The 26,702-nt window shown below is 70.0% G+C and carries 17 protein-coding genes and 1 pseudogene; 9 read left to right on the top strand and 9 right to left on the bottom strand.

Going from position 1 to position 26,702, the window contains the following annotated elements; all coding sequences use genetic code 11:
* Window positions 1–11: 11 nt before the first annotated feature.
* From ACIBAG_RS10145 to ACIBAG_RS10135, 3 genes and pseudogenes are all read right to left on the bottom strand, one after another.
* Window positions 12–6,404, bottom strand: a complete 6,393-nt coding sequence (locus tag ACIBAG_RS10145; protein ID WP_399103062.1) for an RHS repeat-associated core domain-containing protein — start codon at window positions 6,402–6,404, stop codon at window positions 12–14.
* Window positions 6,405–6,624: 220 nt separating this feature from the next.
* On the bottom strand, window positions 6,625–10,314 hold the full coding sequence (locus tag ACIBAG_RS10140) for a LamG-like jellyroll fold domain-containing protein (protein WP_399103058.1): 3,690 nt from the start codon (window positions 10,312–10,314) through the stop codon (window positions 6,625–6,627).
* Window positions 10,315–10,498: 184 nt separating this feature from the next.
* Window positions 10,499–10,721 (bottom strand): annotated as a pseudogene (locus ACIBAG_RS10135) (transposase); the annotation flags it as partial.
* Between the two features lie 484 nt (window positions 10,722–11,205).
* Between ACIBAG_RS10135 and ACIBAG_RS10130 the strand changes: the two are divergent.
* The 5 genes from ACIBAG_RS10130 (at window position 11,206) to ACIBAG_RS10110 (ending at window position 16,382) form a co-directional block, all read left to right on the top strand.
* Window positions 11,206–11,799: an XRE family transcriptional regulator gene (locus tag ACIBAG_RS10130; protein WP_399103055.1), complete on the top strand. Its 594-nt coding sequence runs from the start codon at window positions 11,206–11,208 to the stop codon at window positions 11,797–11,799.
* A 123-nt stretch (window positions 11,800–11,922) separates the two neighbouring features.
* Window positions 11,923–12,423, top strand: coding sequence for a toxin (locus ACIBAG_RS10125; protein ID WP_399103053.1), 501 nt, complete (start codon window positions 11,923–11,925; stop codon window positions 12,421–12,423).
* Window positions 12,420–13,634: an MAB_1171c family putative transporter gene (locus ACIBAG_RS10120; protein ID WP_399103051.1), complete on the top strand. Its 1,215-nt coding sequence runs from the start codon at window positions 12,420–12,422 to the stop codon at window positions 13,632–13,634. The genes ACIBAG_RS10125 and ACIBAG_RS10120 overlap by 4 nt, the downstream gene beginning before the upstream one ends.
* Complete coding sequence (locus ACIBAG_RS10115; protein ID WP_399103048.1) at window positions 13,631–14,818, top strand: MAB_1171c family putative transporter; 1,188 nt, start codon at window positions 13,631–13,633, stop codon at window positions 14,816–14,818. The genes ACIBAG_RS10120 and ACIBAG_RS10115 overlap by 4 nt, the downstream gene beginning before the upstream one ends.
* A gap of 163 nt (window positions 14,819–14,981) precedes the next feature.
* Complete coding sequence (locus ACIBAG_RS10110; protein WP_399103046.1) at window positions 14,982–16,382, top strand: FAD-dependent oxidoreductase; 1,401 nt, start codon at window positions 14,982–14,984, stop codon at window positions 16,380–16,382.
* A gap of 188 nt (window positions 16,383–16,570) precedes the next feature.
* Here the strand turns inward: ACIBAG_RS10110 and ACIBAG_RS10105 are convergent, their stop codons facing one another.
* Both ACIBAG_RS10105 and ACIBAG_RS10100 read right to left on the bottom strand, forming a co-directional pair.
* On the bottom strand, window positions 16,571–17,422 hold the full coding sequence (locus ACIBAG_RS10105) for an SMP-30/gluconolactonase/LRE family protein (protein WP_399103044.1): 852 nt from the start codon (window positions 17,420–17,422) through the stop codon (window positions 16,571–16,573).
* Window positions 17,419–18,192, bottom strand: a complete 774-nt coding sequence (locus tag ACIBAG_RS10100; RefSeq protein ID WP_399103042.1) for an IclR family transcriptional regulator — start codon at window positions 18,190–18,192, stop codon at window positions 17,419–17,421. The genes ACIBAG_RS10105 and ACIBAG_RS10100 overlap by 4 nt, the downstream gene beginning before the upstream one ends.
* A gap of 258 nt (window positions 18,193–18,450) precedes the next feature.
* Between ACIBAG_RS10100 and ACIBAG_RS10095 the strand changes: the two genes are divergently transcribed.
* The gene (locus ACIBAG_RS10095; protein ID WP_399103040.1) at window positions 18,451–20,568 is read left to right on the top strand and encodes a TerD family protein; all 2,118 of its coding nucleotides are present in this window, start codon (window positions 18,451–18,453) and stop codon (window positions 20,566–20,568) included.
* A gap of 62 nt (window positions 20,569–20,630) precedes the next feature.
* Here the strand turns inward: ACIBAG_RS10095 and ACIBAG_RS10090 are convergent, their stop codons facing one another.
* Window positions 20,631–21,101, bottom strand: a complete 471-nt coding sequence (locus ACIBAG_RS10090; RefSeq protein WP_399103038.1) for a hypothetical protein — start codon at window positions 21,099–21,101, stop codon at window positions 20,631–20,633.
* A 242-nt stretch (window positions 21,102–21,343) separates the two neighbouring features.
* Here ACIBAG_RS10090 and ACIBAG_RS10085 point away from each other — a divergent pair, with 242 nt between their 5' ends.
* Window positions 21,344–21,955, top strand: coding sequence for a DUF2269 domain-containing protein (locus ACIBAG_RS10085; protein ID WP_399103036.1), 612 nt, complete (start codon window positions 21,344–21,346; stop codon window positions 21,953–21,955).
* 5 nt (window positions 21,956–21,960) lie between these two features.
* On the opposite strand, the gene ACIBAG_RS10080 is transcribed toward ACIBAG_RS10085, so the two are convergent.
* From ACIBAG_RS10080 to ACIBAG_RS10070, 3 genes are all read right to left on the bottom strand, one after another.
* The gene (locus ACIBAG_RS10080) at window positions 21,961–22,224 is read right to left on the bottom strand and encodes a hypothetical protein (protein WP_399103033.1); all 264 of its coding nucleotides are present in this window, start codon (window positions 22,222–22,224) and stop codon (window positions 21,961–21,963) included.
* Between the two features lie 346 nt (window positions 22,225–22,570).
* Entirely contained in the window at window positions 22,571–23,863 is a 1,293-nt protein-coding gene (locus tag ACIBAG_RS10075; RefSeq protein WP_399103030.1) for a helix-turn-helix domain-containing protein, read from the bottom strand.
* Window positions 23,864–23,865: 2 nt separating this feature from the next.
* Entirely contained in the window at window positions 23,866–24,018 is a 153-nt protein-coding gene (locus ACIBAG_RS10070) for a hypothetical protein (protein ID WP_399103027.1), read from the bottom strand.
* A gap of 231 nt (window positions 24,019–24,249) precedes the next feature.
* On the opposite strand from ACIBAG_RS10070, the gene ACIBAG_RS10065 reads away from it, so the two are divergent.
* Window positions 24,250–25,236 (top strand): DUF3068 domain-containing protein, encoded by a 987-nt coding sequence (locus ACIBAG_RS10065; protein ID WP_399103025.1) that lies wholly within the window; start codon window positions 24,250–24,252, stop codon window positions 25,234–25,236.
* A 225-nt stretch (window positions 25,237–25,461) separates the two neighbouring features.
* Entirely contained in the window at window positions 25,462–26,625 is a 1,164-nt protein-coding gene (locus ACIBAG_RS10060; protein ID WP_399103023.1) for a glycosyltransferase family 4 protein, read from the top strand.
* Window positions 26,626–26,702 lie beyond the last annotated feature (77 nt).

Below are 26,702 nucleotides of genomic sequence, written 5' to 3'. Positions count from 1 at the left end.
TGCTGCTTCTTCTACTTCTTCTTCACCTGGTCCACTCCCTTCGCGTACATTTCCTCGACCGTGTCGATCACTGCGGAGTGGAACTGTTCCCTGGTCAGCCCAAGCCCGTGCCGGTCAAACAGATCGATGCCGGCCTGCATTGTCAGCTGGTCCCCCATGTCGTCCTCTCCGACAAGGAGAGAGTCACCGACCGAGGCTCCTTCGATGAGCGTGTTCGTATCAAATCCTGCGGCCCGGCCCACATAGCCGTAGTGAATGTTCGACCACATATCGTAGAAGACTTGGTAGTCGGTCCCCGGAACGTCGGTGAAGTAGCCCTCTTCGGGGAGGTTGAACTTCTTTTCGAGCTTCGGCTTGTGGTCCCATTCGCACACCTTGGGACAGACCTTTCCGAACCAGATGGACAGGGCGGCGGCCTGGTCTCTCCCTTGACTCCTCCCGGACAGCCCGTCGTACCAGGCCCACGGGCGCAGAAGTCCCTGCATCGTCTTGACCTCGGAGGACCGAGCGTTCTTCGTCAGCTCGTCGAACATGTAGCCCTCCATCTCGTCGAACTGCTCCTCCCCTTCCTTCAGGTCCGGCTTCGGCTGGGGGCCCTTCTTGAAGGTGACTTTGTGAGAGATCTTGCCGCCGTCGTTGTTCACGGTGACGGTGAAGACTCCGCCGTATCCGCCGACATACACGGGCACCGTGTAGGTCTGCGTGGAGTGGTAGACCCAGGTCCCGTTGGGGCCCATCGTCATGTAGGACCGGTAGGTGCCGCCCTTGCCGTCGCTGCACCCGTTCTCGCAGTCCGTGATCGGCCTCAGGCCGGTCGGGTCGGACTTGGTGACGGGTGTGTTGTTGGCGTAGACGTAGCCGTTCAGGGACTCATGGTCGTCGGGGGCGAGGACGGGGTCGACGGACAGGAAGCGTCCGGTGGCCGGGTCGTACTCGCGGGCGCCGATGTGGGTGAGCCCCGTGTCGCCGTCGGCGGGTTTGCCGAGGAAGCCCTTGTCGTCGGGCCAGGCCGACGGCGTCGCGCCGCGCGCCTCGCCGAAGGGCTTGGTGTAGCGGCGGGTGACGGCCTGCGTGGTGGCGTCGACCGTCATGGAGGCAGTGCCGTGATGGTCGTCGACCATCCACGACAGGCCGCTCTCGGTGCGGACGGCGGTGGCGTCACCGGCCGGGTAGTAGCGCTGGGCGGTGAACTTGTTGGCGGCCGTGTCGTAGTGGAGTTCCTGACCAGCCAGGTAGAGGACGGTCTTGCCGGGGCCGCGGCGGATCAGAAGGTCGCCGTTGGCGTCGTAGAGGTAGTCGGTGGTCTTGGTGCCTTCGGTGAGACGGGTGAGTTCTCCTTCGATGTCCCAGACGAGGCCCTGCGCGGTGCCGGTGGGGCCGTAGCGCTTCGTGGTGTTGCCCTGCTCGTCGTAGGTGTAGGACTTCGCCGTGCCGCCGTTGACGGTGACCGAGGTCATCGTATGGGGCTGGCCGGTGCCGTTGGCGTTGACGGCGGGGTAGCCGTAGGCCGTTGTGGTGTCCACACCGCCGGCCTTGTGCTCGGTCTGGGTGTCGCGCAGGCCGCCGGGCTTGTAGGTCCAGCTGGTCCAGTACGGGGCCGGGCCGCCGAGCGCGGCCGCGGATCGGGCGGTGGCGCAGTCGTTGGAGGACGGGGTCCAGGCTTCGGTCAGGCGGCGGTAGCCGTCGTAGGCGAAGCACTGGGTGTCCTTGCCGTTGGCGCTGTCCGTGATCGACTTGACGTTGCCGGTGGCGTCGTAGACGTAGTCGACGTCGCTGGTGTAGCCGGCGTTGGTCTGGTCGACGGTGTGGGTGTTGGCCAGGCGGCGGGTGCCGGCCTCATAGCGGTTGAGGATCTGGAACTGCTTGGCCCCCGTGGAGGTGCCCAGCCGGGTCTCCTCGATCTCACCGAACGGGGAGTAGCCGATGTTCTGGACGTAGTCGGTCATGCCGTCGGTGCCGGTGAGCATGCCCAGGCCGTTGTAGCTGTTCGTGACAGTCTCGGCGGGCAGGCCGGCAACCGCAGGCATCGAGGTGGACTGGACGGTGCCGTCGATCCTGTAGGTCGTCAACGTGGTGAAGCTCTGCGGTGCGCCGGCGGCGACCAGGGGGTCGGTCGCGGCGATGACCGTCTTGGTGCCCTTGGGGCGGCCGAGCGCGTCGTAGCCGGTGACGACCTGGGAGTAGATCTTGCCGGTGGTGCCGCCGACGTACCGGATCGCGGCGGTCGGCTGTCCCTTGGCCAGAGTGTCGTAGGTGAACTTGGTCAGCTGGTGGGCGCTGTCCTTCACCCCGTCCCAGGTGCCGGACTTGCGCCCGAGCTCGTCATAGTCGGTGATGAGGGTGCGAGAAGCGCCGTCGAGGGTGGTGGTGACCGTCACCGGCTGGTCGGCGTCGTTGTAGGTGGTGTCGGTGCGGCCCTTGTCGGGGTCGACGGCGTACTCCTGCCGCCCGCGCAGATCGTAGCCGTACGTCCAGACGGCTCCGTCGGGCCCGGTCATCTTCTTGATCTGGCCGCCGGGTGTGTACTCGTACAGGGTGCGGGTGTAGTTGGTGCCGGTCGGGACGGGGCCGCCGTACTCGCGGCGCTCGGTGACCCGGCCACGGGCGTCGGTGATCGTCAGTGTGCCGGTGCCGCCCTCGGCTGCGGTGACGGCGGTGCGGTCGCCCTGCTCCGCCGTCTTGGTGCGCCACTTCTCCTGGCCGTAGACCCGGAAGATCGAGTCGGTGGCGCGGCCGGCGGCGTCGAACACCGTCTCGGTGGAGCCCGGAACGGAACCGGGGAAGGTGTTCGCCAGCGTGCCCGACGGCGCGAGGTTGTCGTGGACCTGCTCGTTCTTGATGTAGGCCAGGCCACGGTCGTCGTAGAGAGTTTCGGAGATCACCCGGCCGCCGTTCGGCGCGGGGACCTGCTTCTGGCGGGAGCGCAGCAGGCTGTCGAAGATCTCGTACGAGCTGTTGTAGGTCTGTCCGTCGGCCTTGAGGGCGTCGGTGCGGACCCACGTCTCCTTGTCGTTGTTGACGCTGTAGGCGTAGACGGTGGTGGCGGCGTCGCCGAGCGCGCGGGAGCGGTCCGGCTTCCAGATCGACCGCAAACGGCCGAGCGCGTCGAAGGACCACTCGGTGATGTTGCCGTTGGCGTCGGTGGTCTTGGTGGCCGTGCCCCAGGCCGGGTCCACCTCGGTGGTGGTGGTGTACAGCTTGGGGTCGGTGGTGGTCTTGGACGTCACCGGGCCATAGCCGGTGTCGTCGGGGACGTAGGTGGTGCGGACCGTGCGATTCAGGGCGTTGGTCGCGGTGACCGCGCGGCCCAACTTGTCGTAGGTGGAACCGGAGACCTTCTGGTAGACGGGCGCCTTGGTCACCGGGTCGTAGCTCGCCACCCGGTAGGAGGCGGTTACGTCGCCCTTCGTGGGGGCCACCCCGACCGCCTGACCGTCGTAGGCCGTGGTGATGTCAGAGATCACATCGCCGGGGACCGCCGGGATCGTCACGCAGGAGACGCCGTAGGTCTCGACACGGGAGGCGAGGGAGACTATCCAGTCCGAGGTGTTGCGCGCATAGGTCCTGCGCGTACAGGTCTCGTCGCCGGTCTTGGCGGTGTCGCCGCTGTCCTCCACGGTGATCGGCATGCCGTACGTGGGGTCGTATGTCGTCTTCTGCTTGACCGTGCGGGCGCCCGCAGGGGTCGTAGTGCGGGTGGTCACCTCGCCGGCCTGGACGATCCACGCCTCTGTGGTGCCCCAGCTGTACGTGTGGCTGCCGGTCTTGTGGGACCAGGGGGTGTTGATGGTGCCGCTGACTTCTTCGGTGCCGTTGTAGACGATGGTCTCGCGGACGAAACCGGCGTACTGGCGGGAGTCGTCGACATCGGTGCCGGTGGAGTCGGTGACCTTCTCCACCCGCGCGGTGCCGTCGAGCTCCTTCTCCCCGTTCAGACCGCGCATGTAGAGGGTGGACTTCTTGCTGCGCGGGCCCTCGGAGTTGCCGGAGGTCTCCACGACCTTGCGGTAGCCGCGCCACTGCGACCAGGTGCGGTTGGACGACTTGGTCAGGCCCTCGTCGTCGGCATAGGCCCAGCCGGCGCCGTCCTGGTAGTCGTAGTACGTCTCGCCGGCGTCGGCGTGGCCATAGGGGTCGTCCTGGAGGACGGCGGTGACCACGTACTTGTGGAACCAGTCGGTGACCGGGGTCGCCCCGGACTGGGACCACTTGACGGGGAAGCAGCGGCGGGTGTTCTTGTCGACCGCCGCCGGCATGCTGGTGCCCCAGATGCAGTCCGGATCCGAGTAGTTGACCGTGAGGGTCGAGCCGGTTTCGGACTTGATGGTGTTCACCCGCCACTTGATGTAGCGCAGGGTGTCCGGGCCGCTGCCCTCGACGTGGTTGGCCATCTGGATGCCGCCGAAGATGATGGGCGGCATGGCGGCCGTGGTGGTGTTGGCCTTGCCGGTGTTCTGGATGGACTTCAGCCACAGGCTCGGCGATGAGGCGTCACCGGTGTCGGGGAAGCTCTGCTCCAGGTGCCAGGTGTCGACGTCCCGCCGGGTGGTGCCGGTGCCGGTCCACACGGAGGTGGTGATGTCGGTGAGGCGCTTGCGGGTGAAGAAGGACGGGCCGATCTGGGTGGTGCACTTGGTGTTGGCCGCGCAGATCATGTCGAAGGGCACGTCGGGCCAGTTGGCCTTGGTGCTCTCGGTCAGGCTGGAGCAGCCGCCCGAGACGACGCAGCGCTCGGCGTAGGTGAAGCGGACCTGCTGGGAGGCGGGCTTGGTGTAGAGCAGGTCATTGCGCAGGCCGTAGTCGATGCGGTTGAGGTAGCCGCCGCGGGTGTAGCCGGTGCCGTTGACGGTGGTGTCGGCGTTCTTGGAGTAGTAGTTCGTCTCCCGGCCGTACCAGTAGGTGGAGGCGTTGCCGTGCGTGTCCACAACGTAGTCGAGGTTCCAGCGCCAGGCCTGGGTGCAGAAGGAGTCGGCGAAGCCGGTGGACTTGTAGCAGGGTTCGCCGGAGTCGTCGCCGAAGACCGGGACGGTCCACACCGAGTTGGTGACCGGGTCGTCGTCGCTGGTGTCCGTGGTGCCCTTGTTGCTCCACCCGGGCAGGCGGTGCTTGCCGAAGAAGTACTGGACGCCGTCGGGGCCGGTCACCTTCCAGTACTCGGTGTTGTCGTCGCCGTTGCCGGTGGCGCCGGTCAGATGCTCGACGCGGGTGCCGTCCTCGTTCTTCACCTTCCACGAACCGCCGGACGCCTGGGACAGTGCGGCGCTGTCGCAGGCGGCCTTGTCGGCGCAGGTGTTGACCAGCTCGACGGCCTTGCCGTTGAGGACGAGGGTGGCGTTGGCGTACTTCCAGCACTGGTCGCCCTTGCTGGTGTGGCCGTCGTCCTTGCAGGAGGCGTACTTGCGCTCGATGTAGGACTCCGTGATCGAGAAGCCTTCGCCGATCACGGAGGTCTGGTTGTTCTCTCCGGCCGTGCGACCGTCCACCGAGGCGGAGTCATAGGAGATCGACAGGTTCGGGGACGGGCCGGCCGTGGCCGGCGGAACGCGCAGCGGGTAGTTCCAGGTGAAGTCACCCGTGCTGCCGCCGGCCTCCCAGGTCGCGGTCGGGGACAGCGGCGTGGCACTGAAGTCGCTTCCGCTTCCCGAACTGTCTGCGGACGCCGCCAGCAGCATCGGAGTGCCGGCCTTCAGGCTGGGGGCGGAGACGGTGCCCGTGACCTTCTGGGACTCCGCGTCGTTGTCCGCCCCAGCCACGGGACGTTGGGCGCGGCAGGACTTCTTCTCCGGGGTGGTCAACGCACATGCCGGGAGCGTCACCAGGCGCAGTCTGGGACCGAAGTTGCCGCCGTAGACATCCTTGAAGGAGGAGTAGTCCAAAGAGACCCGGAGCTTGTCGCCGTCACCGGCCGAGCCTTTTGCGGCTCCCGCCGGGTCGACGGTGACCAGGACACCGTTGACACCTGCCTTCTTCGCGGTCGACCGGGAGTGGACGCGCAGCGCCACCTTCTCGGCTGGACCGGTTGCCTTCGCCTTGGCCTTCGAAGACTTGGTTGATGAGGCAGGGGGCTCCTGGGCCAGTGTCAAGTCGAGCCCGCCCACGGTGACAGCGGCCTTGCGGGTCGCCGCCACCTCGGCGGTCGCCTTCCCGGCCTTGGGCCAGGCAGCTTCCTTCATCCGCTCACGGGTCTTCCGTGACGCCGCTGCGGCCTTGTCCTTCGGGGCCTTGGACGTGCCGGGCTTGAGCACGCCCACCTTGTCGGTCTTCGCCTCGGGACGGTCTTCCAGATTCTTACGGGCAGCCTGGGGCTGGGCCTGCGCGGCGAAGTCGTAGCCCAACGGGATCACGACTTGTGGCAGGAGGGAAAGGGAGGCGACGACCGCGCCACGGCCGAGCCAGCGGCGCATGACCGCCCCTGGCAGCCGTTTGCGGAAGGGTCTTGGAGACACGTGATTTCCCGGTTCTCGGAAATGGAAATGGTCAGGTAGCGCTCGGGCAGCGGAGTTGCACCTGAACGCCGACTCTCGAGGGCGCGTCCCGGCGCAGGCACGGCGTGCTCGGCCACAACGGAGAGCGCGATGAAGGCGGGGCAGGGCAGGCAACGAGCCCGCCCTGCCCCGCCCGGTCCTACTGCTGCTCGGTGTTGCGCCGGTTGGCGATGGTGTCGGTGGAGGTGGCTCCGGCCCAGACGCGGACGCTGTCGATCGTTCCGGGGAAGTAGCGCGCGGCAGCGCCGTTGATCTTCGCCCGGCCGATCTCGAACGCTGCGCCGCCCTGCCAGGGGGCGGAGTACGACACGCCGTCCTCGTCGCCCATCAGAGCGCTGTCGACGTAGAGCTTGAGTCCGCCGAGCTTGGAGGTGTTGTCGGGATCGGCTGCCGCCTGGGCGTCGTAGACGACCGTGAGCATGACGGGGACGCCCAGCTGGGCCGTGGTGAACGCCGTGGACTCGCTTTCGGTCCAGACCGCTCCGGTACCGTCCTTGTCGGGACGGCCGAACGTCCACCGTCCCTGGGTGCTGCCGGTCGGCTGCTCGTACCAGACGCCCCAGGAGGACTGGCTCGTCCCCGACTGGCCGAACACCTGCACCGCGTACGACTTGCTGGTGTCGGCGAGCTTGGCCGGGTCCAGCGTCACCCAGGCGGTCGCGGTGAACGAACCGGCGTCGTCGACGACCGGGCCCGTGGCGGTGGCATAGGCGCTGGTGCCGTTCAGGGACATCGTCTGACTGGTGGTGACCTCTTCACCGATCTCCGGGTCACCGGTGGTGACCTGGGTCAGGGCGGCCCCGTTGAGTGTGAGGTTCCGGCCGAAGCCGCTGGTGTCCTTCACCGTGGTGCCAGTCGCGTTGGCCATGTCCGTGGCGTCCCACTTGGCGACGAGCGCGGGGACCGGATCGCCGGCGGTGCCGTCGCTGAGGTCCTCGTCCTCCAGCCAGGCGTCGTGGGCGACCTCGGTGTCCGCCAGCGCCCGGGACCAGACCTTCACCTCGTCGATGGTCCCGGCGAAGTTCTCCTTGCCGGTCGCAGCGTGCCACAGCCGCCCGACCTGCAGATTCCCGGACGCCTTCCACGGAGTGGCCGTGAACGGCACCGGCTTGCCCTGCGGGACGCCATTGACGTAGAGCTGGAGGGTCTGCTCGGCGGCATCGTAGACGCCGGTCAGGTGGGTCCAGACATTCAGGACCGGCGGCTTGGTGCCGATCGAGCGGACGATCGCGGGATCGGCGACATCCGTCTGGTGGCGGTTGAAGATCCAGGTGTTGTAGGCGCTGGAGTAGTACAGCTGGAACCCGGAGGCGTTCGTTCCCGCCTGGGACAGCACGGTGTGGTTGACGTCCTTCTTCGCCAGACGCACCCAGGCCGACACAGTGAAGGACTTGGTCGTGTCCAGCACCGCGCCGGAAGTGGACAGATACGCGGTCGTGCCGTTGAGCTTGGCTGCGCCCGGACCGGTGCGGGACAGGGTGTCCCAGGTGGCCCCCGAGGAGGTCAGCGGGTGCTGGGTCGCGGTGGTGGCGTCGGTGAGGGCGTTGTCCAGGTGCCAGATCCCCGATGGCTGTTCGGCGCCCTTGACGAGGAAGCTGTAGTAGCCGGTGAGCGAGCTGTGGCCGGCCGCGTCGAAGCCCCAGACCTGGATGGTGTTCTCACCAGGCTGGTTCGGCGTGATCGACCTGGTGTGGGAGGCGCCCTTGGCGACGGGGATCGGATCGGACACCACGCCGCTGTTGAGCTTGTACTTGTAGCTGACGACGTCCGACTGGATACCGGCCTGGGTGAGGCTGGCGTCCCCGGGCGTGAAGGTGAACTTGCCCGGCACACCCACCCCGCCCGCGGCCGGGTCGGTCTCGGCCGGCTTGTAGATGCCGTCCGCGCTGGTCACCACCGGAGGCGGCGGCCAGTCCGTGTCGACCCGGAAGTAGCACCAGGACGACCACGGCGAGTCCAGGACACCAGTGGCGCCCCGGTCCGTCTTGTAGTACGCCTGCGTCTTGACCCGCATCCGGTAGTCCGTCTGCGCGGGCAGCGCGTCGGTCGTCGCGGTGCGGGGGGCGTTGTCGGTCACCCAGGCACCGTCGGGGGAGGCCTCGTACCAGGCACGGCTGGAGCCGTCGGCCTTCCACACCTCGAACATGGCGCGCAGCTGGGAGTTGGATCCGTCGGCGGACTGCACCGTGGCCAGCATCTTCGGCGTGGTGACACTGGTGGCGAAGGGCTGCGTGGAGGCGTTGCAGGCCCGGCCGGTCGAGCCCTGCTGGACACCGTACGAGGTCGGCGTGCCCGGATAGGACACGTAAGTCACCGACAGCTTGGCGTCGTTGCGGAACCGCGCCCACGCGGCAGCGTCGGACTCGTCGTGCGCGGTCAGCGAGAAGGTGATCTGCGGTTCCTTCTTCGAGGCGTAGGAGGCCAGAGTGGTCGTCAGGTTCTCGTTGGTCTCCTCGCCCACGTTGTCGCTGAAGCGCACCCAGTTCGCCGGCTGCGACGGGTCGCACAGGGAGCCGCGCCCATAGGCCACGTACCGGTCACCCATCAGGTCCACGCCGGTCGGACGGGACGACCAAGTAGTGCTCGAGGAGATGCCCTTGTCCACGCGGCTCAGGTCGTACCAGTGCGGCTCGCAGGTGAACGTCCACACCTGGTACACCTCCATCGTCGCGTCCAGGATCTTCTTCCCGTGGATCGACGACAGCGGGTACTCGAAGTACATGCGCTGGGTGTACGGGCTGTAGGAGCACAGGTAGCCCGCGTAGTTCGAGCAGCGCCCCACTCCCTTGTCCCCGTCGAACTCCCAGTACTTGGTGCCGTTGGAGGCCAGGGCCGTCCAGTCACCGAGCGCGATGCCCTTGGTCGGCGGGTCGATGTAGAGCGGGAAGACGGTGTCCTCACCGCGGAGCAAGGCCGGATCGGGTGTGATCTCCAGGGTGGTGTCGGTGACCTTGAGCGGGAGCTCGGCCGCCGCGTCACCGCCGCCAGGGCCCTCCGACGGCGCCGGCTCGCCCTCTGCGGCGGGCACCGGGTCCGCCTCCGTCACCTGCGGCTCACCCTCCGCCAAAGGAGCACTGCGGGCGAGTTGCGTGGTGACGCCGTCTGTTGCGGTGGCGGTGGCCGGTGTGTCGCCGGCCGAGTCCCACATCCGCCCCGCCGGGCTCTCGAAGACAGGACTGCCGTCGCCGTCACGCGCGACAAAACCGCCATCAGCCGTCGGGGCGATGTCCAAGCCGCCGCTCGACACGGTCATGCTGATCGTCGCGAGCGCCGGATTCTTCGCCGCTTCAGCGCTCTTGACCACAAGCACCGAGGTGTAACCCGAGCTCAGCGCCGTCAGTTTCAGGTCGACATCTGGCAGAACGCCGACGTAGGTGGCGCTGGCGCCGTCGAGGTGGGGCTCGGGGAGCGCGGTGGGCCAGCCGAGCTGCAGCTTGTGCCCCTCGTCCTTCAGCGTGACCAGTCCGTCCCCGCTGCCGCCGCCGGAGAAGGTGAGATCGGCCGTCGTGTTCTTGGCCCGCACGGAGCCGTCGGCCTCGCGCACGAGAGCGGTGTCAATGGGGGCCCAGGTGCCGTCGTCCTTCTGCGCGCGCACTGGAGCCGCGTTCGTCTCCTGCGTGAAGGTGCCGTCCGGGTTGGCGAAGACCTTCGACGACTCGGTGGTTGACCCGTCCACGGCGACCCGCTGACCGGTCTCCGCCGCGAGAGCACTCGCCTCCGACTCCGGGGTTTTGTCAGCCGCTACCGAGACCGTCCCGTCGTCGGCGAGTGCCGGAGTCGCCCCGACCCCCACCACCGGAACCGCACTCCCCAGGAGCGTGATGGCCATCGCCCCGCTCCGCGCCGCCTGACGCCAGCCGCGCCCCCGTCTTCGCGTAACCACGCCCCACCCATCCCCTTAACTTTTCATTACAAAGAAGCTGTGAGGATCATGTGTGGGTCGATCATGCTGGTCAACGGTGTCGCACATCACGTTGACGACCCAGAAGCAGCGTGCTTCCGCTTGTTCTTGATGGTCTGATCCAGTCACGTTCGAGCTGGGTGTGGGCAGTGACGATCAGCCATGTCCACCGGTCTGCCGCCTCGGGTGCACGGAGCTTGGGGCCCGACTGGCCGGTGGCCGACGGCCACAGCCAGACGGGGAGCGTGGCCGTCAGGCAGTCAGCCGACCTCCAGATGGATCAACGTTCCTTTGGTGACGGTGAGTTCGCCGATGTGGTCGATCCACGCGGAGCGGTTGCCCATCACATGGTCCGAGCACATCCGCCCGAGGACCGCGTCCACCCGCAGGACGGGCGTCGCGGCGCAGGGGCTCGCGGGCAGGCTTTGAGAGTTCGCGCGGCCCGGTGATTCACGCGCCGGAACCCCGGGCGCCGCTCCCCCGACGGCGGCACCCGGAGTGTCCGGAGCGGGCCGAGGCGGGCTCGCTCGTGGCGAGCCGGCAGTGCTCGCGTCCCCCGTCGAGCCACCTCGGCCTGGTCCGGCCGCGTCAAGAGGCGGGTGCGCGGCCGGAGTTCGCAAGTCGCGTCCACAGAAGCGGAATGCGGCTTTCTGTGACGTGATCATTGCCCGCCGTGACCCCAACTGTCAACCATCCCTGCGGAATAGGGCAGGTATCCCTGCCTTTCCGCTGGCCGTGACCGGAGCGACCCGATACTCTCCCGTCGACCCCGTCCGCAGAGCACCTGCGCCCGCGCCCAGGAGAACCAGGGAGAACTCGGTGAGAGACGCGCCCGCATCCCTTGCCGAACTGCGTCAGCGCCTCGAGGAGCTGACCGGGCAGCCGGGCCCCCGGTTGGCCGAGGTGCTGGACGTGGCCGACCTGTCGTACCGCACCGGCATACCCACCGAAACGGTCGCCGCCCTGCTGGCGGGCCGGAGCGTGCCGGAGACGAGCCTGAGCGACCGTGTCCGGCAGCGGCTGGACTTCGTACGCGAGACCCGGCGCCGCCCCGACGGCAAGCGGTACTCGCTGGACGAACTGGCCAGGATCGCCGGGACGAGCAGGCAGTGGCTGAGCGAATGGCGCAGGAGCGGACTGCCCAGCCTGGAGCACGCCGACCGGATCCGCCGTCACTTCGGCCTGCCCGCCGGCTTCTTCACCGCGGACGAGGCGGAGGCCCTGCACACCGCTCTCCAGCCGGTGCTGCGGGACCTGGAGGCGAAGGCGGACCCGCTCGCCCCGCTGCGCACCCCCGGCTTCTACCGGCTGGCCAGACGCGCACCGCACATGTCGCCGCGCAAGCTGCGGGCGCTGGCCGAATGGGCCGAGATGATCACGGAGCGGAACCCGGCCGACGAGGACGACGTCTGACAGCCGAGCAGCCCGCGTTTTTCGGCCATCCCTGGCCCTCCATCGACTCCGAAGGTGGTTGAGGCACAGGGATGGTTGGCATATTGCGCAGGGTCGAAAGGTCCAGCGGCCACGGGGAGCAGCGTGCGTACGAACAGGGAGATGCGTCGTCTCGCCGACGCCCTCATCGGCCCCATCCGTGTGCCGATCCCCGCGGACCCCGAGACCCTTTTCCAGGCGGTCGTGGACTCAGCCGTCCAGTGGCGCGGGCGCCCGATCGTCGTCCACCGGGAGATCTTCCCGCCGCACACCGCCAGCGGGCTGTGGCTGGAGCGCGAGACCCACGACGACGTCATCGTCGACAAGCGGGCCGCCGTATGGCACCAGATCGTGATCTTCTGCCACGAGGTGTGGCACATGCACCAGCAACGCGACAGCGCGGCCGGTCACCAGGCCGCCGCCCGCTCCGACTTCACCCTCGCCGACGAACAGGAGGCCGACCGCTTCGGCATGCTGATGGGCCGTCGGCTGCGCACCTGGCTGGAGGCCTCGGCGGATTCCGTGTACGCCGCCGACGGAGGCGACGCCCAGGGCATCGCCGGACGCATCGGCGCCGCGCTCAACTACCGCGGGACCCACAGATGAGCGGCCTGGTCAGCTACGTCAGCTGCGCGGTGCTCTGGCTCGGTCTGCTGGTGAAGGCCCCGGACCTCATCCGCCACCGGCACGACCCCTCCCTGCGCACCATCTGCGCGGTGCTGGGCCTGGCGGGCCTGTGCTTCTTCCTCGGCGCCCCGCCCACGGTCGGCGCCGTCAACCGGCTCAGCGGCGTCCCCAACCTGGCGGCGCCGCTGACGTATGTGGCGATCACCGCCTACAGCGCCGCCTCCCAGATCCTGGTCGCCGTCTGGCGCGGCGGACCGGGCGCGCACCGGACCATCCGCCGCTGGGTGCTCGCCTACTGCGGGGTCGTCCTCGGCATCGCGACGCTGTTCGTGCTGGGCGAGGCCCCGGTGGAGCGGCGTACCGACCTGGACACCTACTACGCGACCACGCCGTATCTGCGCGAGATGATCGTGCTGTATCTGGCCGGGCATCTCACGGCCGTCACCGTCACTGCGGTGTCGGCCCTGCGCTGGGCCCGCGAGGTGCGTGGCTGGCTGCGCGCGGGACTGGTCACGCTGGGCGTGGGCGCCGTGTGCGGTACCGGATTCAGTGTGTCCAAGCTCGTCGCCGTGGTCGCCCGCTGGTCCGGGCTCGACTGGTCCGCGCTCGACGCCGAGGTCGCCCGGTCGGCGGCCGCTCTGGGCGCCCTGCTGGTGGTCGCGGGCGTCCTGCTGCCGCTGGCCGGCCCCCGGCTGACGGAGTGGCGGCGGGCCTGGCGGACGTATGTACGCCTCGCACCCCTGGAACGCGAACTGGACGGCGTCCTCGCCCGCCGCTCCCTGCGTCTGCCGCACCCGCGCTGGGCGTCCCCCACCACCCTGCTGATCTGGCGCCGGACGAGCATCCACAACGGACTCAGCCATCTGGACGCGTACGTCGACCGGGAGTTGTACGACGAGACGCTTCGGGCCGCGCTGCACGAGACGGGCGCCCCCGAGCAGGCGGCGGCGACGGCCTGGGCGGTGGTGATCGCGACGGCGGCCCGGGGCGAGGCGTCACTCGCGGGCGATGTCCCGGTTCGGCGGCCCGCGTCCGACGGTGAGTCGCGGTGGTTCCAGGAGCGGGCGCCCGGCACGGACGCACTGGTGCGCATCGCGGACGCGCTGGCCACCTCGCCGCTGGTCCGGACAGCCGGGACGACCGGGTCCGGGGCGAGGGCGATGGCGGCGGAACGGAGCTCCCCCGTATGAGTCTCGTCGTCTATCTGGCGGCCGGTGCCCTCGCGCTGTCCGCCGCGGTGCTGTTCCGGCGGCCGCGTACGGCGGACGGGAGGCCGTCGGCCCTGAGAAACCCGCTGACCGTCTCCACGTGCGTGGCGATCGCGCTCGGCGCGGTGGTGTTCGTGTGCTCGGCGCCGATGACCCTCGCCGCCGTCAACGACCTCACCGGCATCCCGAACTTCGGCGCCCCGCTGACCTACGGTCTGCTCTCGGCGTACAGCTGCTCGCTGCTGATCCTGCTGATCAACTGGCGGGGCGGGTCGCGGGAGCGGGTACGGCGGCTGGTGCTGCGCGCGATCGCCGTGTACGGCCCGCTGATCGTGGCCGTCGTCGTGCTGTTCGCGCTGGCCGACGCGCGGGTGGAGCGGCTGACCGACCTCGACACGTACTACGCCGACACGCCCTTCATGCGCGAGATGATCGTGCTCTACCTGCTCGGGCACACCGCGGTCATGGTGGCGATGTGCGTGGTGTGCGTGCGGTGGGGCCGGGAGGTCACCGGGCTGCTCAGGACCGGCCTGTGGCTGATCGTCGCCGGCGCGCTGCTGGACCTGGTGGGATTCCAGCTGACCAAGTACACGGCCGTCGTGGCCCGTTGGACGGGCCACGACCTGGACTTCCTGTCCACCACTGTCGCCCCGCCCATGGCGTCGCTGGCCGCGCTGATCTGCTCCGCCGGCTTCGTGCTGCCGAGGCTGCTGCCGGCGGCCGTGGGGCACTGGCGCGGGCTGCGTGACTACCGGCGGCTGGACCCGCTGTGGCTGCGGGTGGAGTTCGTGTCGACGGCCCCCAAGCCGCCCGCCTCCTGGTGGCAGCTGCCCGGGGAGCGCCTGCACCGACGCGAAGTCGCCATTCATGACGCCCTGTTGGCGCTGGCGCCGTATTTCGACGACCGGGTGCGCGAGCGGGCGCTGTCGGCCGCCCTGGACGACGGCCGCTCCGCCCACGAGGCGCGGATCGACGCGGAGGCGGCCATGCTCCTGGCCGCGGCGCACCGGGCGGCGGCGCGGGAGGAGCCGCTGCGGACGCCGAGCACCTCTCGTCTGCACGCCACGGAGGTGGCCGGCACGGGCGGGCTGGTGGAGCTGGCGCAGGCACTGGGGCGAACCGCTGCCGCGGCCACGGTGCGTGAAGGTACGGTGAGATCCTTCTAGGCCGTCGATCGTCCGAGGGTCCGTCGGTGGCTGGTCGCGCATGCGCGGCGAAGCCGCATGTGCACCGCAGTGCCGCGCCCCTGAAAGGGCGCTGCCGAACCGCGGTCGACATGTCGAGCCGGTCGGCCGTCAGGCTTCGTGGCCGCTGAGTGCGAGGAGAGGCATGTCGCGTAGAGCTGTCGTCATCGGTGCCGGCCTGGCCGGGATGCTGGCCGCGGCGGCCTTGTCCACCGTCGCCGACGAAGTGGTCGTACTCGACCGCGACGAGCTGCCCGACGGGCCGGAGCACCGCAAGGGCCTGCCGCAGGGACGCCACGCCCATCTCCTCATGGCCGGGGGCCTGGCCGCGATGGAGGACCTGGTGCCGGGCGTGAGCATCCGCGAGCATCTGCTGGCGGCCGGCGCGCACGAGATACCGCTCGGTTCCGGCATGGTCGCCCTCACCCCCGAGGGCTGGTTCCGGCGCTGGCGCCACACCGGCCCGCGGATGCTGACGTGCACGCGGGCGCTGCTGGACTGGGCGGTGCGAGACGCCGTGCGGGCCCACACCGGGGTGCGGATCCGCCGGGCGCAGGCCCTGGAACTGACGGGGTCCCGGCAGCGGGTCACGGGAGTGCGGATCTCGACTCCCGCCGGGGAGGAGGAACTCTCGGCCGATTTCGTGGTGGACGCGAGCGGCCGTGGCTCACGGATCGTCAAATGGCTTGCCGAGCTCGGCATTTCGGATGTCCGCGAGAAGACTGTGGACGCCGGCCTGGTGAACGCCACGCGCCTCTACCGCACCCCTGAGGGCGCCGAACACTTCCCCCTGACCATCGTGCAGGCCAATCCGTACCTGGGCCGTCCCGGTCGCAGCGGGATGATGCTGCCGATCGAGGGCGACCGCTGGATGGTGAGCCTCGCCGGCACCCGCGGCGGCGGCGAACCCCCGTCGGACCCGGAGGCCTTCCTGCGCTACGCCCTGGACCTGCCCGACCCCATCGTGGGCCGGCTGGTCTCCGGTGCCGAGCCGCTCACCGACGTCCATGTCAGCCGCAGCACCAGCAACCACCGCCGCTACCTGGAGAAGACCCGTCACTGGCCCGAACGCCTCGTCGTCCTCGGCGACGCGCTGGCCACCTTCAACCCGGCGTACGGGCAGGGCATGTCGGTGGCGGCGATGGGCGCGGGGGTCCTGAGCCGGGAGCTGCGGCGCTCCCCTCTGACCGGGGCCGGCCTGGCCCGGCGGGTGCAGCGGGCGGCGGCCGGGTCGGTGGAGGCGGCGTGGACGATGGCGGTCAGCCAGGACGTCTGGTTCCCCGGCACCCGGGGCGGCTCACCCGGGGTGGCGGACCGCCTGGTCACCGCCTACACCCGCCGCATGATCCGCACGGCGACCGGCTCCTTCACCGCGGCGTCGGCGGTCTGGGACGTGACGAGCATGACGACGGGCCCGACGCGACTGCTACGACCGTCGACGGTACTGGCGACACTGAGCGGACCCCCGCTGCCGCCGGCGGCGGGGGCGCCGTTGACGGAGGCGGAGCGGGCGGTGTTGCGAGGGCTGGATCGGACGGGGAGCTGAGGGGGCTGGGCCGGACCGGACGCTGAGGCGGCTGGGCCGGACCGGACGCTGAGCCGAAGGCGGCTCCAGGTCAGCCGCGTCTCCCGGACCGGCCTCCAGCCCCCCGTCTCCCGAACCAGCCTCCAGCCACCCGCCAGTCTCCCGAACCAGCCTCCAGCCCCCCGCCAGTCTCGCGAACCGGCACCAGGTCAGCCGGCGAACGCCGGTTGGGCCAGCCCCTTCCCGGCCCCCGGCACCACGAACAACGACCCCGACAGCGGGGGCGGCGAGGCCAGTCCCACTCGGGCCGTCGTGATGTAAAGGTCGGTCAGGTCCGGTCCGGCGAACGCGCACGCGGTGACCCTGGGCACCGGAAGCGGGATCACCCGGTCCAGCTCGCCGGCCGGTGTGTAGCGGCGTACGGCCGCGCCCTCCCACAGGGCCACCCACACGCACCCCTCGGCGTCCACCGTCAGCCCGTCGGGGAACCCGGCGCCGTCCTCGATCGTGACGAACGGCCGCCGGTTCGCGACCCGCCCGCCCTCGTGGTCGAAGACGTCGATACGACGGGTCGGCGAGTCGATGTAGTACATGAGCCGTCCGTCCGGGCTCCACCCCGTGCCGTTGCTCACCGCCACGTCGTCGAGGATCACCTCGACCGAGCCGTCACCGGTGAGCCGGGACAGGGTGCCGCCGCCCGGCGCCTCGTCGTAGCGCATGGTGCCGGCCCACAGGGAACCGTCGGGAGCGACGGCGGCGTCGTTGGCACGGCGGCCGGGGACGGGCTCGTGACGCAGCCAGCGGAAGCCGCCGTCCGCGTCCAGCAGGCCGACGCCGTCCCGGAGGTTCAGCACGAGGCCGCCGCCGGCACGCGGCTTGACGGCGCCGACGTGCTGCGGGGTCGTACGGACGGAGCGACGCCCGCAGACGGGGTCGTAAGTGTGGATCCTCGCTCCCAGGATGTCGATCCACAGCAGTCGCCCGCTGTCCGCGTCCCAGGTCGGGCCCTCGCCGAGCTCGGCCTCGGCCCGCACGGCGACCTCGTACTGCCGCGCCGTCACGCCACGCTCCGGTGTCCGAGCCGCTCCGACAGCTCGGCGGCACCCTTGGCGGCCAGCTGCTCCAGCTCGGCGCGGCGCTCGTCGCTCCAGCGGATCATGGGCACGGAGATGGAGAGGGCGGCGACGACCTGCCCGGTACGGTCCCGCACCGGCGCGGCCACGCAGGACACGTCCGGGTTGGACTCCCGGCTCTCGACGGCGATCCCCCGCTCCCGGATCCCGGCAAGGGCCTCGCGCAGCGCGCCGGGGTCGGTGATGCTGTTGGGTGTCATGGCGACGAGCTCGGCACTGTCGGGGACACGTGCGGTGAGCTCCTGCTCGGGAAGGGAGGCAAGCAGCATCTTGCCGACGGAGGTGCAGTGCGCGGGCAGCCGGCGCCCGGCGGCGGAGACCATCCGCACCGCGTGCGTCGAGTCGACCTTGGCGATGTAGATGACGTCGGTGCCCTCGAGAATGGCCACGTGCACGGTCTCGTCGCAGGTCTCGGCGACGGACCGGGCGACCTGCTGCCCCTCGGCCGCGAGGTCGAGCTGCTCGGCGTACCGGCTGCCGAGCTGGTAAGGCCGCACCCCGAGCCGGTAACGTCCCGGCTGACCCGGCACCTGGACGATGTACGACCGGGCGGCGAGCGTGGTCACCAGCTCGTGGACGGTGGTGCGCGGCAGCTGGAGCTTGCGCACGATGTCGGGGGCGGAGAGTGTGCCGTCCCCGTCGAGGAAGAGCTCGAGAATGTCGAGAGCCCGGGTCACGGCTGGTACGAGGCGTCCCACGTCCGGCCCCCTCCCTTGATGTCAGGCTGTGTTCGAGATTTCAACAGCCGATCGGAATGACGAACACAGGCTACTCAAATTGAGTTTGCCCCGGCAATGGCCCCGCGCGGACCAGCCCGAAAGCTCCTCGGACGCGATCCACGGCCAGTACCGTTGCCCGCGTGCGGCAGGTCACACTCTGCCGCACGGGGAGACGCCTGGGGCGGGTGCATGCGCATGCCCTCGGGTGAGCAATTGGGGGTGTGAATGGGGGGTTCCATGCACGAAATGGTCAAGGGCTCGAACGTTGCGCTGACAGCCCTGAGCGAGGACGTCGGCTCGGTGATCGTCAGTCTGGGCTGGGGCAGCCCGACCGGTGAGGGCGACGCCGACGTGTCCGTCCTCCTGCTGGACGCCGACGGCAAGGTCCGCAGCGACGACGACTTCTACTTCTACAACAACCCGGTGGCCGCCGACGGCAGCGTGCAGTTGCTGGGGAAGACGCCGACGGAGGACGGCAACGAGGACCGGATCTGCTTCGACCTCACGGCGGTCCCGGGCGATGTCGACCGGATCGTCGTGGCCGCGAGCCGGTACGGCTCAGCCCGCTTCGGGGAGCTGGAGGACCTGCAGGTGAGGCTGGCCGACGCGGCCGGCGAGAACCTCCTCCGTTTCGCCGTCGACGACGCCGCAGAGGTGAGCGCGGTCATCTTCGGGGAGCTGTACCGGCGTGGCGAGGACTGGAAGTTCCGTGCCGTCGGGCAGGGGTACGCCTCCGGGCTGGCGGGGCTGGCGACGGACTTCGGGGTGGACATCGAGGACGACGCGGCCGAGGCGGAAGCGCGGGCCGGGGTGGAGGCGCTCACCGAGGGGGAGGACGTGTCCACCGCGGAGACACCGGGCTCGGCGGTCAGCGCCAGTCAGCCGTATCCGGCGTCCGCACCCACCGCACCGGCGGCGCCCGCGCCCGCGAGCACCTCACCGGCGACGCTGGAAGCCATCCCGGCTCCCCGCCGACCGGACACCGCCGAGGCCGGGCCGGACAAGCAGCCGGCCGCGCGGCCGCGTACGGCGAAGAAGAAGGTCACGCTGCCCAAGGTGACCAGGAAGTCGCTGGCGGAGAACGAGTCCTGGAAGGAGGCCCGGCTCTTCCCGGTCTCCGTCCTCAAGAGCGACCGTGACCGGGAGATGCGCGCGACCTCGGTGCTGCTGTCGGTGATGGCACAGGTGCCGGAGTTCGGCCGACGGCTCACCGCGCCCTTCGGCGCACCCGCGGGCCGTATGGAGACATTCGCCGAGGTCTCCCTGCCACACGGCGACACACCGCGCCGTCCCGACGGAGTGATCCGCGTCGAGCGCGCCGGCAAACTGTGGACGGCACTGGTGGAGACCAAGACGAACGGCAACTCCCTCAAGGCCGACCAGGTCCAGGCGTACATGGACATCGCCGCACGGCGCGGCTACGAGGCCGTGATCACGCTGTCGAACGACGTCGCGCTGGAGGGCAGCCAGCTCGTCGACGTCAAGATCGACGGGCGCCGTAAGCACAAGGTGGCGCTCTGGCATCTGTCCTGGGCCGAAGTCGCCCACCAGGCACAGATGTTGATCCGGCACGAGGGAGTCGGAAACGCGGCGCACGCCTGGCTGCTCCAGGAACTGCTGCACTACCTCCAGCACGAGAACTCCGGTTGCCACGGCTTCCAGAACATGGGCTCGGCGTGGGTGCCCGTGCGCAACGGCATCGACGACGAGACCCTGTGCCAGGGCGACCCGCGCGCCCTGGAGGTGGTCGAGAGCTGGGAGCGTCTCATCCGCCAGGTGTGCCTCCGCCTGGGCGGCGAGCTTGGCCAGAAGGTCCTGCCCGTCCAGCGCGCCAAGCGCGGCACCGATCCCGGAGCCCGCAGGGCCCTCCTCGCCGACCAGCTGTGTCTGGACGGCAGACTCCAGGCGGAACTCCGTATCGAGGGCACCCCCGGGGTCCTGGCCATCAACGCCGACCTGCGCACCGGCAGGCTCCGCACATCCGTCGAGATCCCCGCCCCCGACCAGGGCTATCCGCTCACCTGGGTCAAACGCCTCATCCGCCGCCTCGCCGACGCCCCGGCCGACCTCCACGTCGAAACCCTGGTCGAAGGCGAGACCGGCGGCCCCCGAGGCACCCTGGAACGCCTCCGCCCCGAACCGGCGGACCTGCTCCCGAAGAGCACCGCGACCCGGATCACCGGCTTCCGCCTCTCCCTCCTCAAGGGCATGGGCAGCACCCGGGGCAACGCCGAGTCGGGCTTCATCCGCAGCGTGGACGACGCGGTGCACCGCTTCTATACGACGGTGGTGGTCCACCTGGACCGCCCCGCACCACGGCGGTCGGCCGCGCCGAAGGAACCCGCCGGCGCCTAGGAGTGCACGGGGGTCGCCCCCACACGACCCCCGCCCTACCTCCCATCGGCCGGTCCCCGGCTCTACGGCTTCCCCGTGCGCACGAACGTCACGTCGAAGTCCGTCGTCCACTCCTCGCCGTCGGGTGACTGCTCCCAGCTGCCCTCGATCGTGGTGCCGTCGGGGCTGACGGTGGCGGTGAGGCGTTGGTGGAAGCCGGGGGCCGTGCGCCACTGGCGCCAGGTGCGGTCGGTCATGCTGCCCTGGTAGACACGGGACACGCCGCGGCCGTCGGCGTAGAGGACGGTGTACTCCTCGGCGGTGTCGTCATAGCCGGTCAGGGAGACGGTGGGGAACGGGGCGTGGGTGGCCCACACCCCGGGGAGGGCGGTTTCGGGGCCGACGTCCGCGCGCTGGACGAGGAAGGCGCCGCTCTCCGCCCAGGCGAACTCCGTCCGGACGGGGCCGACGCTGCGGCCGGCGGCCCACGTGTCCCACTCCCCCACCAGGATGTCCAGGTGCCGCAGGGCGGGGTGGGGTGTCGGTTGCCGCATCGGGATCTCCTCTGTTCGAAAGTTGGCGGCTCTGCTTCTACTCCGGTGATGACCTGGTTTCACGCCCGGAGTCATCGCCCGAAGTCATCGCCCGAAGTCATCGCCTAAGGTCATCGCCCGAAGTCATCGCCGCGAGGTGCCGCCGGAGCAGCCGGAGCGGCGCCGCGTACGCCGACGTGGGTACACGGGGTTACTCCCGCCGTCAGACGCCCTCGCCGTCCCTGCCCGGCACGGTGTTGTCCATGTCTTCCACGCCGTCCGCGCCTGCCGCGCCCACCGTTACTTCCGCGACTTCCATTTCGTCCGCCGCCGCCAGGAAGCTGAGCCGGCCCGCCCGCCGGGCCTTCCTCGTCGTCCATGTCCTCGCCTCCGCGTGCTGGCTCGGGCTCACGCTCGGGCTGCTCGCGCTCGCGATCACCGCCGGCACGACCGGCGCGGCGGCGACCGTGGAGGCGTCCGTACGGGCCATGAAGCTGTTCGCCGACTGGCTCCTGCTGCCGGTCGCGTTCCTCACCCTGGTCAGCGGGCTCGTGCTGTCCCTCGGGACGCAGTGGGGGCTGGCCCGGCACCGCTGGGTCTACCTCAAGTTCTGGATCACCCTCGCCACGATCACCGCCACCACCTTCGCCCTGCGCCCCGGCCTTAGCACCACGGTCGCCGTCGCCGCGGGCGGGGCGGTACCCGACGCCGGTGACCTGATGATGGGGCCGATCGTGTCGCTGTCCGCGTACGTCTTCATGACGGTGATCTCGATCCTCAAGCCCTGGGGACTGACGCGACGAGGCCGACGCCTGCGCGCGGCGTCCACTCGGCGGCCGGTCCACGCGGGCACACCGGCCCGCCGTGACGCCTGACCGGATCAGAGGTACTGCCCGTCGTCCGCGCCCTTCACCGCTTCCGGCCACACCTTCACCGCCACCACATGGGCGAAGTTGACCAACGCGAAGCCGTTCTCGGCGTCGTCCGGGGCGATCAGTTCGAAGCGCAGGGTGCGGCCCTCGTCGAAGGCCTCGTTCAGGGCCACGACCGCCGAGTCCAGGGTCGCGAAGTCGGCGGTCCGGACGGTCAGCGGTTCCCCTTTGACGGGCTGGAGCCAGAGGTGCAACTCCGGGTTCTCAGGCATACGACCACGATGCGCGACCCGACTGTCACACACAAGTACCCCACGCCAGGCGAACTCCGGCGCCGCGGAGGGGACCAGTGGGCGAAGTCCCGTCCCCCACCAAGGGAGTTCGCCACGCGCACCCGCCTTGCGCGTCTCGGCGCCGTACTCGCCGCGATCGCCGCGCTGATCGCCGCGCCCACCGTCACCGCGGCCCCGGCCCAGGCCGCCGAGCAGTGGAATCCGCCGGCCAACCTCGTCCAGCCGCTGGGCGAGGTCTGGAACCGCGTCGAATCGACCTACCCCGACCTCTACGGCTTCCGCAACGTACCGGCGCGTGCTGGCGCGTACCGGCGGGTACCGGCGCCTACCGGGGCGTCTCCCCCAGCACCCCCCTCAACCGCTGCGCCCGCAACACCAGTTCCAGCTCGAACCGCCGGTCCGGGTCGTCCATCTCGTCGCCCCACAGCTCCCGGATCTGGCGCAGCCGATAGCGGACCGTCTGGGGATGGACTCCCAGGCGGGCCGCCACCTCCGGCGCCCCGCCCCTGATCTCCAGCCACGCCAGCAACGTCTCCGCGAGCCGTCGCCCGTGGGTGGGCCCGCAGTGCTCCAGCGGTGCCAGGCAGCGCACCGCCAGGTCGTCGATCAGCTCCTCGGGCTGCAGGAGCACCAGCGCCTCGGTGTGCTCGGTGCAGTAGAGGACGTCCCCGGCCGGCAGCAGCTTCCGCTCCATCAGGCGTACGGCCGCCTCGGCCCAGCGCAGCGACTTCGCCGCGTCGGCGAGCGGGACCGGGGGGCCGATGGCGCCCGACCAGCCGGTCAGGGCCCGGTGCAGCAGTTCGGGGCGGCCGGCGGCGTCGGGCTCGGGGACGACCATGCGTGGCTGCTCGTACTCCATGTCGAGCAGCACCCCCTGCCCCACGGCCGGCGCCACCGCCTCCCGCGCCGGGCGCAGCAGTACGCCGACGGCCACCTTCTCGGGCAGCGGCCACCCGATACGTGCCGCCCGCTCGCTCAGCGCGTCGGCCGGGTCGCCGCGGTGATGCTCGGCCAGCAGCAGCTCCATCAGGCGGCGTTGGAGACGTAACCGTTCGCCCGCCTGGCGCGCCGCCGCCTCCGCGTAGCCGCGCACCGACTGGTCGACCAGGCCGTCGAGGTACTCGTAGCCCGCGTCCACCAGCTCGTACATCGCGGGCGGCGGGATGTCGACGCGCTGGCCGATCTCGGCGAAACGGCGCCAGGCCAGCCGTACGCCCATCCTGTAGATCGCCTGGAGGGAGTCCAGGGAGCGGCCGTTGAGGCCCTCGCCGCGGCCGAAGTCCTGGAAGACGCCCGGCGGGACGGTCGGGCGGCCCTCCGACTTCTCCAGGTGCTGCACGAAGACCTCGATCGCGCGCCGGATGCCGACCAGGGCCATCGGCTCGCCCGACTCGTCGAGGACGACGGGCAGATGCGGGTACTCGCGCTGGATCTCGCTGAGGATCTCCTCGGCGAGGGCGGGGGCGTCCGCCATGGCGAGTTCGGCGAAACGGCGGACCTGGAAGCGGGGTACGTCACGCCAGGCCGAGCGGGTGGGCGCGGCCGCGGAGGTCGTGCTCGCGGAGGTCGTGCTCGCGGAGGTCGTGGCCGGGGAGGTCGTGGAGCGGGTGACGGCCACGGTCAACTCCCCTTGCCCGCTTGCTCGTACGTGATCAACGGGGTGTTGGGCTGGTCGGGCGTCGCTTCCAGCAGCGCGACGACGCCGAGCGCGGCGCCCACCGCGAGTACGGCGGCGAGCGCGACCGTCAGCGCGGCGGCGAGGAGTCTGGACATCGCAGGGTCAGCCTCTCTGCATCCGGAGGTCGTCCCCACCCCGGTGTCGCCAGCCTGATCCGACCCCTGCCTGTCGGGTTCAGTCTCGACAAGCCGGGACAGCCCCGTCAAGACGTTGACGCTCGGTCAGGACATTGACACTTCGTCAAAGGAACGCCTACGGTTCCCGGCCCAAGAACGGCCAGGCATCGACCGTGCATCGACCATGCGTCAAACCCTCAGGAGTGCCGGATGCGCCGTACAGCCTCACCTCTCTCGTTGATCCTGCTGGGCATCGGCACGTTTCTGCTGGTACTGGCGCCCATGCTGGCCTGGTACGTGACCCCGCGTGCCGCCGTGAACCCCATCGACATCGACACCACCGCCGTCTACAAAGGCACCGGAAGCGTCTTCGACACCGACAAGATCGAGACCGTGCCGGACCAGACGATCACCGTCACCCAGCGGGTGCGCGGCAATGTGGCGGAAAGTGAACGCAGCGGCGACGCCGTCTGGGACGTGATCACCACCGTCGACACCGACAAGTCGCTGCCGGCCGCCGATCCGCACGACGCGCTGGACTTCACCCCGCACCGCTGGGTGATGGACCGCAAGACCACCAGGCCGGTGCACTGCTGCGGCGAGGAGCCGTACATCGAGGGCGAGGCCTATCTGAAGTTCCCGTTCGACGTGCAGAAACGCTCCTACCAGTGGTGGGACAACACCGGCGGGACCACGGTCACCATGCGCTACGACGGCACCGAGAAGGTCCAGGGGTACACCGGCTACCGGTTCACCGCCACGGTCGCGCCCCGCAAGGTCGGCACCCGGCTCGTCCCCGGCAGCATCGTCGACCAGCCGGACCGGCCGCAGGTGCTGGCCGAGGAGTGGTACTCCAACTACGGTTTCAAGCTGGTCGTCGATCAGCGCACGGGGCGCGTGATCTACGCCCAGACCGGCCCGCGCCGCACCCTGCGGGCGCCCGGCGGTGACAAGGACGCCGCGGTGCTGCTGGACAGCGAGAAGATCGCGTTCACCACGGCCACGCAGAAGGAGGCCGTGCGCCAGGCGGAACGGGACAGCGGGCTGCTGCGGTTGGTGGGAGAGACGCTGCCGATCGGGACTGCCGGGGCGGGATTCCTGCTTGCGGTGGTGGGAGCGGTTTTGGTGGTACGAGGACGGAAGACACCGGAATCTTCCGGTACAGCCGAGATGCCCCAGCCCTCGCTCACAATGTGACGTGACGTCAGCTCTAATAAAGCCGGAAATTGTCACGCTGGTGAGTAGCCCTGGCGAACGTCCGGGCGAAAACTGTCCAACCCCACCCGGACACAGCCTGTCCACACCCCACGCACAACGACCGTAAGCGACCAGGAAGCTCCAAATCCCCCCACGGGAGACCAAACCCTCCCGCTCCCCCACCCCCACGCTGAGTTCCGCACCCTGAGACGAGTTGGAGCACCCATGCCCCAGCACGTGCCGTCCCAGCTGCGCGCCACCCTCCCCTGGGCGTCGCAGCAGCACCCTCCGGCGCTCCCCCCACATCCGCGCCGAATCGTTTTTCTCGCCCATCGTGACCTGGGCAACGAGGCCGCCGGCGGCTCCGAGCTGCTGGTCGACCGCCTCGCTGACGGGCTCACCCGGCTCGGCCACCAGGTCACCCTGCTGTGCGGGGGCCCGGCGGCCTACCGCGACTACCGGGTTGTCTCGGCCGGTGGCTCCTACGGCCACTACCTGCGCGCGAGATCCGCCTTCGCCCGGCAGGTCGGGGACTGCGACCTGCTGGTCGAGGTCTGCAACGGGATGCCGTACTTCGCGCCGCTGTGGCATCGCGGGCCGACCTTGTGTCTGGTCAACCATGTGCACACCGATCTGTGGAAGATGCGGTTCGGCGGAGCGATGGCGCCTGCGGCGCGGCTCGGCCGAAGACTGGAGCACTGGGCGCTGACCGGGGCGCAGCGGCGGAGTCTGCTGGTGGCCGTGTCGCCGTCGACCGCGCATGCGTTGCGGGATCTCGGGGTTGAGCGGGATCGCATTCGTGTCGTGCACAACGGGGTGGAGGAGCCGGGTCCGCTCGGTGAGCGGTCTTCCGAGCCGTTGTTCGTGGCCGTCGGGCGGCTCGTCGAGTACAAGCGGATCGATCTGCTGCTGCGGTTGTGGGAGCGGGTGCGGCCGGTGACGGGTGGCCGGCTGGTCATCGTCGGGGACGGGCCCGAGCGGGCGTCTCTCGAGCGGCTCGCCGGGCCCGGTGTGGAGTTCGTCGGGCATGTGTCGGAGGCGGAGAAGCATCGGCTGCTGTGTGCGGCGTGGTTGTTGCTGCATCCGTCGGCGGTCGAGGGGTGGGGGCTCGTTGTCACCGAGGCTGCTACTCGGGAGACGCCGACCATTGCCTTTGATGTGCCTGGGCTTCGGGATTCCGTCGTGGACGGGGATACCGGAGTGTTGGCGCAGGGGGAGTCTTCGTTTGCTGCTGCTTGGTGCACCTTGGCGTTGTCCGGGCATCGGCGGGAGTCGATGGGGAAGGCGGCGCGGGATCGGGCGGCTCGGTATCGCTGGGATCGGACTGTGCGGCAGTTCCTGGCCGTTGCCGACGAGGCGGTGAGGGGTCATGACGCCTATACGCCGTAGGGGTAAGGCCGTCTCGCGAGTGCCGGTTGTTCGTGGCTTGTCGCGCCCACGCGGCGGAGCCGCAGATGTCACAGCCC

It is taken from the genome of Streptomyces sp. NPDC051243 (assembly GCF_044455405.1).
Taxonomy (GTDB): domain Bacteria; phylum Actinomycetota; class Actinomycetes; order Streptomycetales; family Streptomycetaceae; genus Streptomyces.
Note: the sequence above shows the minus strand (reverse complement) of the source record. Positions and strands in the feature narration are given on the sequence as shown.

Coding starts and splice junctions, on each gene's coding strand:
- ACIBAG_RS10145 (WP_399103062.1), bottom strand. CDS start 6,404: ATGCGCCGCTGGCTCGGCCGTGGCGCGGTCGTCGCCTCCCTTTCCCTC.
- ACIBAG_RS10140 (WP_399103058.1), bottom strand. CDS start 10,314: ATGGCCATCACGCTCCTGGGGAGTGCGGTTCCGGTGGTGGGGGTCGGG.
- ACIBAG_RS10120 (WP_399103051.1), top strand. CDS start 12,420: ATGAGCGGCCTGGTCAGCTACGTCAGCTGCGCGGTGCTCTGGCTCGGT.
- ACIBAG_RS10115 (WP_399103048.1), top strand. CDS start 13,631: ATGAGTCTCGTCGTCTATCTGGCGGCCGGTGCCCTCGCGCTGTCCGCC.
- ACIBAG_RS10110 (WP_399103046.1), top strand. CDS start 14,982: ATGTCGCGTAGAGCTGTCGTCATCGGTGCCGGCCTGGCCGGGATGCTG.
- ACIBAG_RS10095 (WP_399103040.1), top strand. CDS start 18,451: ATGCACGAAATGGTCAAGGGCTCGAACGTTGCGCTGACAGCCCTGAGC.
- ACIBAG_RS10090 (WP_399103038.1), bottom strand. CDS start 21,101: ATGCGGCAACCGACACCCCACCCCGCCCTGCGGCACCTGGACATCCTG.
- ACIBAG_RS10085 (WP_399103036.1), top strand. CDS start 21,344: ATGTCTTCCACGCCGTCCGCGCCTGCCGCGCCCACCGTTACTTCCGCG.
- ACIBAG_RS10080 (WP_399103033.1), bottom strand. CDS start 22,224: ATGCCTGAGAACCCGGAGTTGCACCTCTGGCTCCAGCCCGTCAAAGGG.
- ACIBAG_RS10070 (WP_399103027.1), bottom strand. CDS start 24,018: ATGTCCAGACTCCTCGCCGCCGCGCTGACGGTCGCGCTCGCCGCCGTA.
- ACIBAG_RS10065 (WP_399103025.1), top strand. CDS start 24,250: ATGCGCCGTACAGCCTCACCTCTCTCGTTGATCCTGCTGGGCATCGGC.
- ACIBAG_RS10060 (WP_399103023.1), top strand. CDS start 25,462: ATGCCCCAGCACGTGCCGTCCCAGCTGCGCGCCACCCTCCCCTGGGCG.